Origin of the sequence: Marinitoga sp. 1155 (genome assembly GCF_001021175.1) — a bacterium.
Taxonomy (GTDB): Bacteria; Thermotogota; Thermotogae; order Petrotogales; family Petrotogaceae; genus Marinitoga.
The window spans coordinates 20,481-38,327 of record NZ_AZAX01000012.1 but is presented as its reverse complement, the minus strand read 5'-3'; the positions used below and the strand labels follow the sequence as shown (position 1 = coordinate 38,327).

Sequence of the window (17,847 nt, the reverse complement as noted above, 5' to 3'; positions counted from 1 at the left end):
AGCTTATAATATAAAAAAAACGGATCCAGCGGATCCGCTAAATGTCTATCCATCTATTTCAGGGGGGGATAGGGGGATTTTCTTTTTACATCAATAGTATACAAAAATAAATGTTACTTTTCAATACTTAAATATTAATTGTGAATTTTCAAACGTAACAAAAAGCCGAGTAATGTAAATTTCATTTTTTTAATGCAGGTATTAATAAAACAGTTAAAATCCATACAATAAAAATGCCTAAAACCATAGTTAAACTGAATTGTTTAAGCAGTTCTCCTCTTGATAGTTGAAAGGTAATAAAAGATGAAATGGTTGTTAAAAATGAAAGTGATGTTGCCTTTAATGTATGCCAGTAATGAACCTTATCTTCATCGATTGCATGAAAAATATGTATATAGCCATCAACACCTATTCCAAATATTAAAGGTAATGAAATTATAGTTAAGAATGTTGCATTAATATCAAAAAAGTAAATAATTCCAAAGGTAGTCAGATTAGCAAAAAGTAGGCCGAAAATAGCAACAAGTGTTTCTTTAAATGATTTTCTTGAAAAATATGTTAGAAATCCTATTGTAAAAATTGAAAATAAAATGACATAATAAAATCTATTTTCTATTATATACATCAATTTATATATAGCTTTTTGATTTCCTAAAAATCTATTTAAATACTTTTTATTTAATGAGTCAAAGAAATATTTCATTCCATTATTTTTGTTTAGATTAATAGAAGGGGTTATATATATAATAAAATAATCCTTCCCAGCTTCATTGATAAGAATATTTTTTCTTAAATTTTCAGGTATTAACTCAGTTATTCCTAAAATAAAATCTTTTTCATTTTTTGATTTTGAAGCTAAATCAATGATTTTTAATGTTTCAGAGTATATATTATATTTTTTTAATACAGCTACAGAAAAAGGATCATTGACTAATTCAGAAATTTCTCTGGTTTTAATTTTTAATTTTTCAAAATCCCCGAGTTGTTTTTTTAATATATCCAGATAACTTTCAATTTTTGAAATATATGGAGACTTTTTTAATTCATCAATTATTTCTTTTGAATCCTCGTCAATTCCAATAATAAATTTCATTTCATTAAATAAGGATGTTCCAAAATGACTGGCTATATCCTTAAAAACTATTGTGCTTTCTGAATTCGTTGGAGCTAATCCAGGAGGAGTATAAGAAAAATTGGCAAAATTAATTATTCCAAAAACTGAAAAGAATAGAACAAATACAGTTATAATGGGTAAAATCAAACGACTTTTTTTTGGTATCCAGATGCCGAGTCTTTGAAACCATATATTGATTTTATTTTCTCTATATGTTTTAAGAATAATATTTCTAAAAGGGTAAAACGTAATAGGTGTAATAAATACCATTACCAGAGAAAATACGAATAGTCCAATACTGCTAATTAAAGCCATTTCTGTAAAAGCTGGTAATTTCATAAAAATTAACGACAAAAAAACAAAAATTGTAGTAAGCACTCCAAAAATTACAGGTATTAACACAGTTTCATATGTAATAGCAAGTGCTTCAATGTAATTCTTTCTCTCTTTGAATTCTGTAATTAAACGACTTGTTATATGGATACCATAATCTATCCCCAACCCAAGAGTTATCGCTGCAACAAATGAAGTTAAGATATTAAGTTCTTTAAAAATAAGTGCTGATAAGCCTAAAGTTATACCAACAGAAATTACTAAAGTAATAAAAACGAGTATTGTAGTAATTAAACTACCAAAAGTTATATAAAAAATTATAATAATCAAAACAATAGATAAATAAGTAGTAATTGAAAAATCAAAAGATACGGTTTTATTTGCTTCATAAGTATATATATAAGCCCCAGTTAATCCGGTTTTTATAGAATAAATTTTATTTAGATCGGAAAGAATTTTTTTTACTTTAGGTATTATTTTATTTACAAATTGCAAGTTTGAAGTTGGCTCTTTAAATGTTACTCCCATAACCATTATATTTTTGTCAGGAGATAAAGTATAATATCCCAGCATTGGATCAGATTCCCTTGATTTTTCAAAATTTTTATCCAATTTATTTAATAAATATATAGTATTGTTTATATATTCAAAAGATTTAAAATCATAAGGATTTATATCTGAAAAAGCATGAAAAGTATCTTTAATATTTTTCATGAGTTCATCAATTAATTTTGAATTTGAAACATTTAGAAAACCATAAGATAGTAATAAAGATACATCAGTTTTAGCTAAATCTTTAAATTCAGGTATTTTTTTCATTCTATCATAAAAGGCTAAAGCCAATTTTTTGTAATCTATATTTTTATTTATATAGAATGCAACAATCATTACTTCGGATTCAGATTGATATTTTACTTCATTTCTGTATGAAATAACAACGGGGTCATCTTTAGGAAGCAATTCTAAAAGATCTGAGTTTATTTTTAAGTTTTTTAAATTATAAATAAAACTAATTGATAGTATAAAGAATATTAATAAAATCCATTTATAGTTTTTCGTTAAAAATTCTGAAATTAGCAGGTATCTTTTTTTCATTATTTCATCTCCATAGCAGAATGTAAATAAAAGTATCTATTATAGTGCCAATGAATAAAGAAATATAATTTTTATTTTTAAAATCTTTATATCCTTTTAATAATTCTATCCATAAAAATGGTACTAAAAAATAATAATTAAAAAAAGAAAAAAAACCCAGTAATAAAAGTGGTGAAAGTGAAAGCATATAATATGGAAAAATTATTCTGAAATACTTTATAGGATAAAAAAAAGCTCTTAAAACATTATTGATAAATATAAAAAAGATTAGAAAAATACTTTTCACGAAAAAAGTATATAAGGAAGCATATCTAAACATTGGAGAAAACCAAAAATAAAATAGAATAATAATACCAACAAAAATAGTATCATAATGTACAGTTTTAATTTTATGAGGCAAAAAAATGATTTTAAAAATATTATTAAACATCAGTGAATTCCTCCAGTATAGACTTTCATATCATAAATGACATTTATTCCCAGTTCAACAAATACATCCAGTAAAGGTTTTACACCAGGATTATTTAGAATGTTAATATCTAAAATAATACCATTTTCTTTTTTTAATTTTTCTAATATTTCTGTTTTAAAAGAATATGGTTTATATGTATCTTCATCCATCACAAAATACTTTAACTTTAAAAAACTCAATTCTTTTAAAGATAATTTTGATAAATCCAATATTGCTATAGTTGGGTAATTAATTAAAGTGAAATTTTTTGAATATGAAATTTTTTTATTTAATCGAAGTCCATAAAAACTTAAATTTTCCTTATATTCCATTAAAGAAGAATCAAAGGATTTTAAAGTAGTCTTTAATTCATCATATATTTCGTTATTAACCACCGCTATAAAAACATGATTATTGGAATAATTAATATGAATTTTTCCTATAAAGACACCTAAATCTTTAATAATGAAGAAAATCTTTGAAAGATTTTTTGAATCTTTAATCATAGAAATGATATTATCTTTTATTTCGTTGTGATAATTATTTGCTGAAAAAGTTGGAATAGCCTCTCTTATGATAATTTTAGTTTCATTCATTCCAAATAAAAAATACGTTATAATGCTTAATAAAAGAATGGTAATAGAAAAAACTATTACCATCCCATATATTCTCATTTATTTTCCTCCCGCCTTCAAAATTTCAATGGCTTTTAATAATTGTAAATCATTATTTAAATCAATAACTGCTTCAAATGTTGTGGTATTTTTAGCTTCTAATTGTTCAACATTTTTGATTTCTTTTTTTGGATTATCCACTTCAATATCTGGTTTTATACCTTTTAAATGTATATCATTGCCATTAGGAGTAAAATAATGTCCAATTGGCAACCATACTTCGCCACCATTCTCCAGAGGTATAGGTCTTTGAACAGCAGCTTTACCGTAAGTTGTTTTTCCAACAACGGTGGCTATCTTATTATCTTTTAATGCACCTGTTAAAATTTCTGAAGCAGAAGCGGAAGATTTATTTACCAACAAAACAATGGGCAATTTATCAAGAAAATCAAAATGCTCATAAGTTTTTGGTTTTATAACTTCTTCAGAACCATCGAAATATCTTACAGTAACTATAGTTTTATCTTTAATAAACATACTTGCAATATCTATAGCAACGTTTAAAAAACCACCGGGATTATTTCTTAAATCAAGAATAATTCCATCCACATTTTTTCTTTTTATAGCCTTTAAAGCTTTTTGCATTTCAGAAGCGCTTTTTTCAGCAAAATTTGTAAGTTTTATATAACCTATTTTAAAATTATTGTCTTCAAATACTTTATATTTAGCGGTAACAGTTTCTATTTTTGCTCTAACTAAAGTAATTCTCTTAGCTTCTTCCCATCCTTCTCTAAAAACTTCTATTTGCACAGTTGTTCCAGGGGCGCCTCGCATTTTATTTACAGCACCAATGTATCCAATTTCAGAAACAGGTGAACCATCAACACTTATAATTAAATCATCTGCCTGTAAACCGGCTTCATAAGCTGGAGTTCCAATCATTGGACTTACAATCCTTATGGCCTCAAGTTTAGAATCATAACTAACAAGAATACCGAGACCACCGTATTCGCCAGATTCTTCTATTTTACTTTCCGTAACCTGTTGTGAATCTAAATACCATGCGAATGGATCATTTAATCCCTCTACTAAACCTTTTAACGTAGAATCTAACACCTTATCATAATCAACTTTATCTTTTTCATAATAAATATTGTTAATATAATAAAGCAAAGTATAAATTGGATTCTGGAATTTTTCTAAAAATAATTTTTCAATATCTTTTTGTTGATTTGTATTTGCCCATAATAAGACAAAGGACAATATAATGAGTAAAACCACTACGATACTTTTAAATCTTCTATTCAAAAAAATCTCTCCTTTCATAACATATTAAATTAATATTTATAAAGCTAATATTTAAAAGTGCTTCTTCCTATAAATTCCCTTATAATTGATTTTTTTGGAATCTCTTCCAATTCTGTAATTGGTAGGAAATAATCTAAAAATTTCAAAAGTCTTTTAGCTTCTGAATACTCCTTGTTAGAGTTATCTACTGAAAGCAATAATGGTTCAGCAAATATTTTTAAAACAGAAAGTTCATATATTAAATTAGAATTGAACATAACATCAGCTTCCTCCTGATATGGAAATATATTTCTGTCTTCTCCTCGACGTACACTGGGCCACATTTTTAAAGTTGCAAGGGCTGAATGACCACGGAATTTAAAATCTCTAACAATTCTTCTTATTAATCTTGTATCTGTGGTAGTAATTCTATTCATAGAATCCAAATTCATCTGAGTTAAAGCACTAACATAAATTTTATATTTAAACTCTTTTGGAATACTTTCTGTTAATGTTTCGTTTAACCCATGTATTCCTTCTATAATTAAAATTTGATTATCATCTATTTTTATTCTTTTTCCGCTTTTCAAACTTCTTCCGTGGACAAAATCAAACTTAGGAAGTTCTATTTCTTCACCGTTTAAAAGTTTTTGCAAATGAGTATTAAAAAGTTCCAAATTTAACGCATAAATTGATTCAAAATCATAATTTCCATTTTCATCTTTAGGAGTTTTTTCTCTATCGACAAAATAATCATCTAAAGAGATAGGGATTGGTTTTAACCCATTAACCTTTAGTTGCAATGCAAGCCTTTTAGCTGATGTAGTTTTCCCAGAAGACGATGGTCCTGCTATCAAAACGATTTTTATATTTTTTCTCTTTATAATTTCATCAGCTATTTGAGCATATTTCTTTTCATGTAAAGCTTCTGAAACCCTTATTAATTCAATAACTTCGTTTGGACCTTTTGTAATTAACTCGTTTAATTCACCAACCGTGCTAACGTCTAAAATCTTAAGCCATTCTTTATATTCATTGAAAGCAAAAGACAATTTTGCATAGTGCTTATATTTTGGGAGTTTATCCGGACAATCTGGTGTTGGATGAATTATTACAAAACCATCTTCTATACTTATTAAATCGAACTTATCAGTATATTTAGTTGAAGGAGGCATATAACCGTAAAAATAATTAAAATATTTATCGCATATATATATATTCACCTTATCTTTTTTTCGGTATTTAAATAAAGAAGCTTTATCCTTTAAATCAACATTGTTAAAAATTTTCATAGCTCTAAATTTGCTGATGGTAGTTTTTTCAAAAGGCAAATCTTTTTCAACATATTCTAACATTTTTTTCTTTAAATTTTCAAGTTTTTTTTGTGAAGGTTTTCCGTTTCTCAATTCACAATATAATCCGCTTCCAATAGCGTGATGAACGTAAAGCTTATCTTCTGGATATAAATCTTTTAAAGCCATATATAAAAGAAATAAAACACCTCTTTGATAAATTCTAAAACCGTCAAGTGTGGATGTATCCAGTAAATCAATATTTCCAGAATACTCCACCTCTTTATTTAACTCCTTTATATTGTTATTGTGTTTAACAGCTAGAATAGGGAATGGGTGATTCTTTTGGATATTTTCGATAATATCAATATATCTTTGACCTTTTTCTGCATAAAAAATTTTATTATTTATCTTTAATTCATATCTCAACACTATTCCTCCTTTCGCGACTTTATTTTTTTGTAATAATCTTATTTTCTTACAGAAACAAAGAGGTATTGACAAAAACGAAAAATATGATATAATAAATACTGTGATTGGGGCGTGGCCAAGCGGTAAGGCGGCGGATTTTGGCTCCGTTATTCGGTGGTTCGAATCCATCCGCCCCAGCCATAGCCGGCGTAAGCCGGCTTTTTTTTTACCAAAAAGGGACTATTATACAATCCAAATGCTTATAATAAGTGCGTATAAAAAGCATTTAATCAATAAAGCATTTAAATTATACCATAAATTAAGTTAAATTTATAGTGTTTTGGAAACAACAATATCTATTTTTTTACTTATATTTTTTAGAACTATTTTGTCGATAACATAAAATGTTTAAGAATGAATTGATTTAGACACTCTTTTGATTTAGAGAATACCTCCTATATTTCAAAAAAATATGATATAATATTAATGAAATGGTAATAGGGGTGTTAAATATGAAAATTTATTCTTTATCTTTGAAAAAAAGTTATATATACATAACAATAATATTGATCAATATCATATTATGGCAATTTTCAAAAAAAAATTATTTACTTTTTCATTCTATAGTTGAATTATTTGCTATAATAACAGCAGGTGCTATATTTGTCATAGGAGTTAATTCTTATAAAATATTAAAAGATAAATTCCTGCTTAAATTAGGGATACTTTATTCAATGGTTGCTGTAATAGATATATTACATACGCTTTCGTATAAAGGTATGGGCGTATTTCCGGGTGCTACAGCAAATTTACCGACCCAATTATGGATATTGGGAAGAATGGTGGAAACTATTGGATTATTTCTTATAAATATAAAAAAGAACATATTTAAGTTATTTTCTGTAATAATATATGCTTCTGGAATTTTTGGAATTATGGCGATTTTTTTTGGAGTATTTCCAGATGCATTTATTGAAGGTCGTGGGTTAACACCTTTTAAAATTTTTTCAGAATATATAATTGTATTTATTTTATTAATTACAATATATTTAATTGGAAAACAGAGTATTCCGCAAAAAGTAAAAAAATATTACATTTATGCGTTGATATTTACAATATCTGCAGAATTAAGTTTCACACTTTACGTTGATGTATATGGTTTTTTTAATATGCTTGGGCATTTATTCAGATTTATTTCTTATTTTATATTACTTGATTTAACTTTAGATATTTTAAATACGTTTATAAACGATTTGCGTGAAAAAAAGAAGAATATTTTTAATGGATTAATACATAATTTAAAAAGTCCCACAACTATTATAAAATTAAATACAGAAATGTTATTAAAAAAATTAAAAGATGTCGAAGAAAAAAAAGCTTATCTGGAAAATATATTAACTGCTGTCAATCAGATAAACACCTTAATATATGATTTATTGCAATATAATTCTTTATGCAAAAATATAAAAAAGGAAAAAATTGATTATGATAAATTCATGGAGATTATACATAATTATAAAATAATTGCCAAAAACAAAAATATAGATTTTATTATTGAAATAGAAAAAAACATAGAATTTTATAGCTATTATAATTATATTGATTTAATAATTTCAAATCTTTTAAACAATGCATTTAAATATACAGAAAAAGGGCATGTATTTTTAGCAATAAAGAGAACAAATTCTTATTTGATTATAAAAGTTGCTGATACAGGTATTGGAATAAATCCGGAAATAAAGGATAAAATTTTCGAACCATTTATTAGAGGAGAAAAACCAGGAACAGGTATAGGATTGACAGTTGTTTCTTTTTTAATAAAAAAAATGGATGGAGATTTACAGGTTTATAGCAAAAAAGGTAAAGGGACAATATTTGAAATAAAAATACCTATAAAGAAATGAATTGGCTTGACTTTAATATAGTTTTTGTTTATTGCAACTTTTTAAGCTTTGATCTAGAAACATAATGTTAATAAAAAGCCGCGTTATGCGGCTTTTTATTATTTTTGATATAATACATAAGCAGATAATGCTTGCAATGTAATAGAATTTTCAACAGTTTTAATTACAGTGTTTCCAGCTTTTTTATCATTTACAACAACATTCCATATGCCAGAAGGAAGATTAAATTTTATTTTTGAAGAATTAGCATTGTAAATAATAAGAATATTCTTCCATTCATCCCCATTTGCATTATCTTTTATTAAAAATGCAACCATTCTTTTTTTAGGAGTTTCTAAAAATTTAATATTATTTTTAATCATGTTTTTATCTGTCATTCTAAAAGCCGGATGTGCTTTTCTTAATTCTATTAATCCTTTATAATATTCAAAAATATCATAATATTTTTCTTTTCTTGACCAATCTATTATATTCGGTAATTCTTTATTATAAGGATTATCATTTCCCATTTTGGTTCTTGCAAAATCAACTCCACCGTGTAAAAAAGGTATTCCCTGAGAAGTTAAAATTATAGCATTTGAAAATTTTTGAGCTTTCTTTAATTTTTCTTCAATTTTTTCTGGAAGAGGTTCTTTCCATGGTTGATATCCAAGGGCTAAAGCGTTTTTATCCCATAATGTGTGATTATCATGATTTGAAACATAATTTATAGTTTCTTCAGGGTCATCTGTCCATAATCTGATACGAGAGTCGTATTCAATAGACCCTACAACCCCTCTTTTTATTTTCAATTCTTTACCTAATGAGCCCAAACCGAATCCTTTTATTTTAGCGTTGAATACACTTCCTCTAATAGCATTTCTTACATCATCATTAAACATAGCAATATGCATATTTTTTTGATCGCCTTTTCCAAATAATAAAGGTCCGCCACCAGTCCACGGTTCTCCGTATAGTAAAATGGAAGGATCAATTTTATGTAATTCAGTGCTTATTTCATTCATAGTTTTTTTATCAATTAATCCCATTAAATCAAATCTAAATCCGTCAATATGATATTCTTTAACCCAGTATTTTACAGAATCAACTATAAATTTTCTTACCATAGGTCTTTCAGTTGCAATTTCATTCCCTACACCTGAACCGTTAGTATAACGTCCTGCATCATCTGTTCTGTAATAATAATATGGAACAGTTTGATCAAAAGCCGAACCTTCTCCTACAACAGCAGTATGATTATAAACCACATCCAATATAACTCTTATTCCATTTTCGTGTAATTTTTTAACCATTTCTTTTACTTCTTTAATTCTCGAATTTGGGTCAAATGGATTTATAGAATAAAATCCATCAGGGACATTATATAATTTTGGGTCATATCCCCAACCATACTGCTCTTTAAATTTAGTTTCATCTATGAAATAAATATCCTGTATAGGCATAATATGAACGTGAGTTACACCTAACTCTTTCAGATGAGATAGTCCTGTTTTTATACCATCTGGAGTTTGAGTATTTTCCTGAACTAATCCTAAATATTTACCGCGATATTTTTCATCCACACCAGAATTTTTATTTATAGTAAAATCTTTAACATGTATTTCATAAATAATAGCATCTTCAGGATTAATAAATGGAGGTTTAATGTCATTATCCCAATTTTTTGGATTAGTATCATTTAAATCTATAATAGCAGATTTTTCGGAATTTACGGATACTGCTATTGAATAAGGATCTACCGTTTCTCTGTATTTGCCATAAGAATAGAATCTATATTTATAAAATTTTCCTTTTAAATTGCCAGATACCTTTATACTCCATACACCATTTTTTGCTTTTTTCATTTGATAAGTTTTATCAGCTTTTTGTGATTTGTAATCGTTATATAATAAAACCTCAGCACTTTTTGAAACAGGAGACCAGACTTTAAAAATAGTATAATTATCAGTATAGGTAATTCCTAAATCATCGCCATTATAATAAAAATTATTTAATATATTTCTCATTATTACACTTTTTTCAACAAAACCTTTGATTTTTATTATTACGTTTTTGTCGACATCATTAAATGGTGATTCTAAAATTATTTTTATTTTAGTAGTTTTTGAAATGTCAGTTGGATCTAGTTTTTCAACTTTATCAATCTTTAATTCCTTATTTTCAGCAAGAACAGATATTTTTCCAGCCCAATTTTTTGTATCAAATGGAGTGGTTAAAATAACTTTAATTTCTTTTTTAGAATCCATAATAGCATTTAAAATTCTCGGACTAATGTCTATATTATTCGGATTTAAATAAGGTTTTTCAACACTTGTAACAACCCATATTTCGGCTACACCTGATTCAGGTATTTTGACAAATCTATCTTTTGCAACATCTTTAGCCTGCCATTCGTTTAATCTTATGATATAACCTAATTCAGTATATTTCTTATCCAGAACTATAATGGCATATGGTCCGAAATTATCTTTTCCGGTAAATTTATATGCATGTCCTTCTAAAGACTCGGGTTTATGAGGCCATACCCATAAATTCCAACCATCATAATTGTTGTCATAACGGTAATAATGAACTATTAGAACAGTTTTTCCACCAAAATCTTCTGCTGTTTTACCAGAACTATACATAGGGAAAGTAGCTAAAACTAAAGAAGAAATTAGGAATAACGCAAAAAATAATATTCTGTTTTTCATAGAATCTCCTCCTATATAAAATTTAAAATTAAATATTTTTATACATGGTTATTATAACGGTTTATAAAATTAAAACAAATAAAAAAAACGGTAATTAATTATAATATAAATTGATTATAATCAATAAAATACAATAAGAAGTTAAAATATCCTTTTAATAATAACAAATTAATTTAAATATATAATGAAAGAAAATTAAAGCAAATAAAATAATTAAAGCATATAATATGGTATAATTATGATGTGTAAAAAGGAGGAAAAAAATGATTAAACTCACAAAAACTTTAAAATTGTCAATAATTGAAGCGATGTTTTTCAATGCTTTTTTTGTGGCGACTCAAACATTTATAATAATATCTATAGCATTATATTTCAATGCGAATCCTTTTCAGATTTCCATTGTTTCATCTTTTCCTGTTTTTTCACAGATGTTTCAAATCTTTACTCCTTTTTGGTATAAGCTTTTTAATGGAAGAAAAAAAAGTTTAATGATTGTTTCTATAATAGGACGGGGCTCTTTAGTTTTTCTTCCAGTTGCAATATTTTTCAATATAACAAAATCATGGGTTTTTGTAAGCATAATGCTTGTATATTCATTATTTGGAACATTTATTAGCAGCATATGGACAACTTCTATGAGGGAATTAGTACCTTTTGAAAAAAGGGGAAAATATTTTGGAATGAGAAACGTATTTGCTTCAGCAGTAGGAATTTTAGCGACATATATGTATGCTCATTTTTTAGATTTTTCAGATAAAAAATCAGGAATACTGATAGTATCATCATTAGTGGCGCTTTTTTCTATAGTTACAATAATTCTTTTTTTATTTCATCAAATTCCGGAAATTACAGAACAATCCTTTAAGATAAATTTAAAAAAACCATTTCAAGATAAAAAATTTCAAACATTTTTAGTATTTGTTGGCATATGGACGTTTTCAATAGAATTAACCAGACCATATTTTTCATACTATCAATTAGCTATATTGCACATTAATACGACGTTTTTAGGAAATTTAAGCGTATTATCAGGGTTAATAACAATAATATTATATCCGTTTTATGGGAAATTGAGCGATAAATATGGAAATAAAAATATATTAATGATAGGTATAACTCTGGCTACGATAGCTCCATTACTTTATTTTGTAATGACTGATTATAATTTTAAAAGTTTATTATTGCTCGATAGTATATTTTCTGCATTTGCGTGGTCGGCTATAAATTTGACGTTTTTTAATTTATTGCTTGAAACTGTTTCAGAACCAGCAGAAAGTTATATAGGTGTATATGCTTTTATCTCTGGAATTTCAGCGATAATTGCTTCAAATATAGGGGGATTTTTTGGTAATGTATTAAAAGAAAGAAATTTTTATATATTAGGAGATAAATATCATGGAATTCAAATACTCTTATTTGCAGGTTTTTTATTGAGAATATATGCCTTATTGCACCTGACAAGTGTTGAAGCATATGAAAAACCAATAAGATATAAAAGCTGGTTATTATCAAATCCGACATTGTTTAAAAGACGAGAAATAAATCTTCCAATATACTTGAAAATTTTGAAACCAAAAAAAAGAAGAGCAAAAGCGGAGGGAAATGATGTTAGAAATTGAGAGAAAATATACAATTAATGAAAAAGAAGCTATAAAATTAAAAGATAAATCTATAAAGAAAATAGGAATTATACAATGGTATATAAAAAATACCAGAGACGAGATAGAAAGGGTTAGATTACAAATAATAAAAGATAACAATAAATTAATAAAGAAATGGAATTTTGCATATAAAGCCAATACTGAAATTCCGCACGAGAAAATAGAAAAAGAAGAAAATTATATTCCCAAAGATATTAAACATTTATTTAATAAAAAAATGGTTATAAAAATCAGGCATGTAATAAAAGAAAATCCAGAAATAGTGCTTGATGAATTTATAAATGTAGAAGGTTTAGAGTATAATATAAAAGAAAAATATTTACTGGAAATTGAAATGAAAGAAATAAAAAAATATACACCAGAAGATTTTTTTAAAATATTAAGAGAAGAAAAAATAAAAATATTAAAAGATGTAACGGAAGATTATAGATATTACAATAACAATATAGCAAATAGAATTTCCAGAAATATAAATCTTTTAGAAATATTAGAGGTGTTGAAATGGAAGATATAAATGATATAATAGAAAAAGCATGGATAGAACTTGGAAAAGAAAGTATATTTTATAATTATTTAAAAATGTATTTTGATAATATACCATCTTTTAATGTAAGAACAATAAAACTTTCAATATCTAAATCTGGAAGATTTAAAATAATATATAATCCAAAAATATTAAGAGCAAAAGGTTTAATATTTTCAAAATCTCTTTTAAAACATGAAATTTTTCATATAATACATGGTCATATATTTATTAAATCAAAAGATAAAAAAGATAAAAAACTCTGGAATTTAGCAATGGATGCAGCGGTTAATCAACAAATAAGAGAATTAGATGCGTTTTCTATTCCGCTCAACGTATTGCTTGATGAAGGCTGTGGAACGGATAATGAAAATATTTTTATCGGACCACCGATTAATTACATAAATAAAACAGTTGAAGAATATTATAAATATATTATAGATTATTTTGAAAAATCTAATAAAATTGATTTGGAATTATTGGAAGATTATAGAGTTGACTCACACGAAGAATTTGGAAATTTTGAACTCATAGAAGAAGTGGTGAGTGATCTTGTAAGTGAAGTGATTAGTGAAACATATGAAAAAGCAAAAGGAGATATTCCTTCTGGATTAGAAGTACCCATATCTTTAATAATAAAAAAATCCAGAAAAAATTGGAAAGATTTAATTAGAAGATTTTTTGGAAGTTCGATGATAATAGAAAAATATAGAACAATATTGAGACCTAATAGGCGATATGATAATCAACCAGGTTGGAGAACTGAATTTGGTCCAAAAATTGCGGTAGTACTTGATACAAGTGGTTCAATAATTGAAGAAGAGTATAATGCTTTTTTTTCAGAAATAGAAAAAATAGTTAGAATGTATAATTCAAAAATATATATAGTACAAATTGATAATAATATACAAAATGTTTTACAATATGGAAAAGGAGATTGGAAAAATATAGAAATTAAAGGTAAAGGTAATACAGATTTTGAACCGGCTATTAATTATTTAGAAGAAAACGTTAGGCCTGAAGGTATAATAATATTTACAGATGGTTATACAGATATACCTATTGTTAAACGAAGAGTATTATTCGTTTTAAGTGAAAAACACAATAGTGAATTCAAAAGTAATGCTGAAAATATTTATGGGGAAAATTCTGTAATAGTTTTGTAATAAGGCAATAAAACACCCGGGACCGTGTATTATATCGTAACAAATTAATAAAGCATTTTTTTTATAAAACGTGTAGAATAGAATATAGTAGAATTATAAAAAATATATATGACTGATAAAAATATTTAATATAAAGGATTTGGTTGATATATCAATTCCATATGTTTATAAAAATCATAAAAATGAATATAGAAATTCGATTAACATAAACGTAACTTCACAAAAAAATCACAACTTTTTAATTGAAAATTAAAAAGACCTGAGGTAAAATACACTTGGTATTTTTTAAAATATTGAAAGGAGGAATAGAAAATACTATGCCAACTATAAATCAACTTGTAAGATACGGAAGAAAACAAATCAAGAAAAAATCAAAATCACCAGCTTTACAAAGTAACCCGCAAAAAAGAGGAGTATGTGTAAGGGTTTCAACAATGACACCTAAAAAGCCAAACTCAGCTTTAAGAAAAATTGCGAGGGTAAGGCTTTCAAATGGAATAGAAGTTACAGCATATATTCCAGGTGAAGGGCATAATCTTCAGGAACACTCGAATGTATTAATAAGAGGTGGTAGGGTAAAAGACTTACCAGGTGTTAGATACAAAATTATTAGAGGAACATTGGATACAGCTGGTGTTGAAGGAAGAAAACAGAGTAGAAGTAAATACGGAACAAAAAGACCTAAGAAGTAAGGAGGTAAGTAAATGAGAAGAAGAAGAGCACCAAAAAGACCGGTAACACCTGATCCAATATATAATGATGTTTTAGTTTCTAAATTAGTTGTTAGAATAATGAAAGACGGTAAAAAAACTGTTGCACAATCAATAGTATATGGAGCGTTTGATATAATAAAAGAAAAATTGGGAAAAGATCCTTTAGAAGTGTACCATCAAGCAGTAGAAAATGTCAGACCATTAATAGAAGTAAGGCCAAGAAGGGTTGGAGGAGCAACATATCAGGTTCCATTTGAAGTGCCAGAAGAAAGGGCAATATCTTTAGCTTTAAGATGGATAGTAAAAGCTGCTCGCTCAAAATCCGGAAGACCAATGAAAGAAAAATTGGCTCAAGAATTAATAGATGCATATAATGGGGTTGGTGCAGCAGTTAAAAAGAGAGATGACGTACATAAAATGGCTGAAGCAAATAAAGCTTTTGCTCATTACCGCTGGTAATATATTGAGGAGGGATTATTTTGAAAGAGCGGTTATATGCTTTAAACAAAACAAGAAATATAGGAATAATTGCACATATTGATGCAGGTAAAACAACTACTACAGAAAGAATCCTGTTCTATACTGGTAAAAAGCATAAATTAGGTTCTGTTGATGATGGAACTGCTACAATGGATTGGATGGAACAGGAAAAAGAAAGAGGTATTACAATAACTTCAGCTGCAACAACATGTTTCTGGAAAGATCACAGGATTAATATTATTGATACGCCCGGACACGTTGATTTTACCGTTGAAGTTGAAAGAGCTTTAAGAGTATTGGACGGAGCAGTAGCGGTTTTTGATGCACAGGTAGGTGTTGAACCACAATCAGAAACAGTTTGGAGACAGGCTGATAGATATCATGTTCCAAGAATTGCATATATGAATAAAATGGACAAACTTGGAGCAGATTTCTATAATGCGGTTCAAACAATGATAGACAAATTGGGAACAAATCCATTACCCATTCAGATACCAATTGGTGCTGAAGCGGATTTTGAAGGTGTAGTTGATTTGGTAAAAATGAAAGCTGTTTATTGGATTAGTGAAGACGGAACAAAATTTGAATATAGAGATATACCAGAGGATTTGGTTTCAAAAGCAGAACAATATAGAGAAGATTTAATTACAGCAATTTCAGAATATGACGAAGAAATAATGGAATTATTCTTTGAAGGCGAAGAAATTCCAGAAGATAAAATAAAAGCAGCTATTAGAAAAGGAACTATTGAAGGAGCATTTATTCCTGTTATATGTGGAACATCATTCAAAAATAAAGGTGTTCAACCAGTATTAGATGCGATAGTTGATTATTTACCTTCACCATTGGATTTACCTCCTGTGAAAGCATATGATGAAAGAACAGGAGAGTTTGTAAAAGAATTGACTCCAGATGAAAATGGACCATTTGTAGCATTGGCTTTCAAAATAATGGTAGATCCATTTGTTGGTAAATTAACATTTGCAAGGGTTTATTCTGGAAAATTACAAAAGGGTAGTTATGTAAAAAATAGCTCCAAAGGGAAAAAAGAAAGAGTTTCACGACTGATGTTTATGCATTCGGATCAAAGGGAAGAAGTCGATTATATAAGAGCTGGTGATATTGTAGCTATTATAGGATTAAAAAATACAACAACAGGTGATACATTAACAGAAGAATCAGAAAGCATAGTATTAGAAAAATTAGAATTCCCAGAACCAGTTATATCACTATCAATAGAACCAGAAACAAAAAATGATGAAGCAAAATTATCTAAGGCTTTACAGGCCTTAATTGAAGAAGATCCAAGTTTAAATGTAAAATTAGACCATGAAACAGGGGAAACAATTCTTTCTGGTATGGGAGAATTGCACTTAGAAATAATTGTAGATAGGTTGAAAAGAGAGTTTAAAGTTGGTGTTAGAGTAGGACAGCCACAGGTTGCTTATAGGGAAACAATTAGAGGAACAGCAGATGTTGAAACAAAATATATCAGACAATCTGGTGGTAGGGGACAATACGGACATGTTAAAGTAAAAATTGAACCTATAGATAATACAAAAGTATTGGAATTTGAAGATAAAATAGTAGGAGGAATTATTCCGAAAGAATATATTCCTGCAGTTGAAGCTGGTATAAAAGAAGCAATGCAATCAGGTATATTAGCTGGATATCCAATGGTTGGTATAAAAGCAACATTATATGATGGTTCCTACCACGAAGTTGACTCTTCAGAAATGGCATTTAAAATTGCTGGTTCTATGGCATTAAAGGATGCTGCAAGAAAAGCAAATCCGGTATTATTAGAACCTATAATGAAGGTTGACATAACAACACCGGAAGAATATATGGGTGATATTATAGCAGATTTAAATTCAAGAAGAGGAAGAATAGAAGGTTTTGAAAATGTTGGTAATACAAATACTAGATTAATTCACTCTTTGGTTCCATTATCAGAATTATTTGGATATGCGACAGTGTTAAGATCATTATCTCAAGGTAGAGCTACACAATCAATACAATTCTCACATTATGAAGAAGTGCCTGCTTCAGTAGCAGAGAAAATCATAAACGGTTAATAATTCATCACAAAACATAGAGGAGGGAAAAA

General features: G+C 27.4%; 13 protein-coding genes and 1 tRNA gene. 8 read left to right on the top strand and 6 right to left on the bottom strand.

Going from position 1 to position 17,847, the window contains the following annotated elements; all coding sequences use genetic code 11:
• Positions 1–181: 181 nt before the first annotated feature.
• The 5 genes from X274_RS04925 to X274_RS04905 are packed head-to-tail and all read right to left on the bottom strand — an operon-like array spanning position 182 to position 6,615.
• Positions 182–2,542 (bottom strand): efflux RND transporter permease subunit, encoded by a 2,361-nt coding sequence (locus X274_RS04925; protein ID WP_047265696.1) that lies wholly within the window; start codon positions 2,540–2,542, stop codon positions 182–184.
• Between the two features lie 4 nt (positions 2,543–2,546).
• Positions 2,547–2,972, bottom strand: coding sequence for a hypothetical protein (locus tag X274_RS04920; RefSeq protein ID WP_047265695.1), 426 nt, complete (start codon positions 2,970–2,972; stop codon positions 2,547–2,549).
• Complete coding sequence (locus tag X274_RS04915) at positions 2,972–3,667, bottom strand: hypothetical protein (protein ID WP_047265694.1); 696 nt, start codon at positions 3,665–3,667, stop codon at positions 2,972–2,974. Before X274_RS04915 ends, X274_RS04920 begins: the two co-directional genes overlap by 1 nt.
• Complete coding sequence (locus X274_RS04910; RefSeq protein ID WP_084822638.1) at positions 3,668–4,915, bottom strand: S41 family peptidase; 1,248 nt, start codon at positions 4,913–4,915, stop codon at positions 3,668–3,670.
• 44 nt (positions 4,916–4,959) lie between these two features.
• Positions 4,960–6,615: a nucleoside kinase gene (locus tag X274_RS04905; protein ID WP_084822637.1), complete on the bottom strand. Its 1,656-nt coding sequence runs from the start codon at positions 6,613–6,615 to the stop codon at positions 4,960–4,962.
• 108 nt (positions 6,616–6,723) lie between these two features.
• Here X274_RS04905 and X274_RS04900 point away from each other — a divergent pair.
• Both X274_RS04900 and X274_RS11515 read left to right on the top strand, forming a co-directional pair.
• Positions 6,724–6,798 (top strand) — tRNA-Gln (locus tag X274_RS04900).
• A 311-nt stretch (positions 6,799–7,109) separates the two neighbouring features.
• Positions 7,110–8,501, top strand: coding sequence for an MASE3 domain-containing protein (locus X274_RS11515; RefSeq protein ID WP_052913178.1), 1,392 nt, complete (start codon positions 7,110–7,112; stop codon positions 8,499–8,501).
• A 98-nt stretch (positions 8,502–8,599) separates the two neighbouring features.
• On the opposite strand, the gene pulA is transcribed toward X274_RS11515, so the two are convergent.
• Positions 8,600–11,194 (bottom strand): type I pullulanase, encoded by a 2,595-nt coding sequence (gene pulA, locus X274_RS04890; protein ID WP_084822635.1) that lies wholly within the window; start codon positions 11,192–11,194, stop codon positions 8,600–8,602.
• A 263-nt stretch (positions 11,195–11,457) separates the two neighbouring features.
• Here pulA and X274_RS04885 point away from each other — a divergent pair, with 263 nt between their 5' ends.
• From X274_RS04885 to fusA, 6 genes are all read left to right on the top strand, one after another.
• Positions 11,458–12,813 (top strand): MFS transporter, encoded by a 1,356-nt coding sequence (locus tag X274_RS04885; RefSeq protein ID WP_047265693.1) that lies wholly within the window; start codon positions 11,458–11,460, stop codon positions 12,811–12,813.
• Positions 12,800–13,369 carry a hypothetical protein gene (locus tag X274_RS04880; RefSeq protein WP_047265692.1) on the top strand — a complete coding sequence of 190 codons (570 nt, stop codon included), beginning with the start codon at positions 12,800–12,802 and terminating at the stop codon, positions 13,367–13,369. The genes X274_RS04885 and X274_RS04880 overlap by 14 nt, the downstream gene beginning before the upstream one ends.
• Positions 13,357–14,544, top strand: coding sequence for a vWA domain-containing protein (locus tag X274_RS04875; RefSeq protein ID WP_047265691.1), 1,188 nt, complete (start codon positions 13,357–13,359; stop codon positions 14,542–14,544). Before X274_RS04880 ends, X274_RS04875 begins: the two co-directional genes overlap by 13 nt.
• A gap of 317 nt (positions 14,545–14,861) precedes the next feature.
• Positions 14,862–15,236, top strand: coding sequence for a 30S ribosomal protein S12 (rpsL, locus tag X274_RS04870; protein ID WP_047265792.1), 375 nt, complete (start codon positions 14,862–14,864; stop codon positions 15,234–15,236).
• A gap of 12 nt (positions 15,237–15,248) precedes the next feature.
• On the top strand, positions 15,249–15,716 hold the full coding sequence (rpsG, locus tag X274_RS04865) for a 30S ribosomal protein S7 (RefSeq protein ID WP_047265690.1): 468 nt from the start codon (positions 15,249–15,251) through the stop codon (positions 15,714–15,716).
• Between the two features lie 20 nt (positions 15,717–15,736).
• The gene (gene fusA, locus X274_RS04860; protein WP_047265689.1) at positions 15,737–17,815 is read left to right on the top strand and encodes an elongation factor G; all 2,079 of its coding nucleotides are present in this window, start codon (positions 15,737–15,739) and stop codon (positions 17,813–17,815) included.
• Positions 17,816–17,847 lie beyond the last annotated feature (32 nt).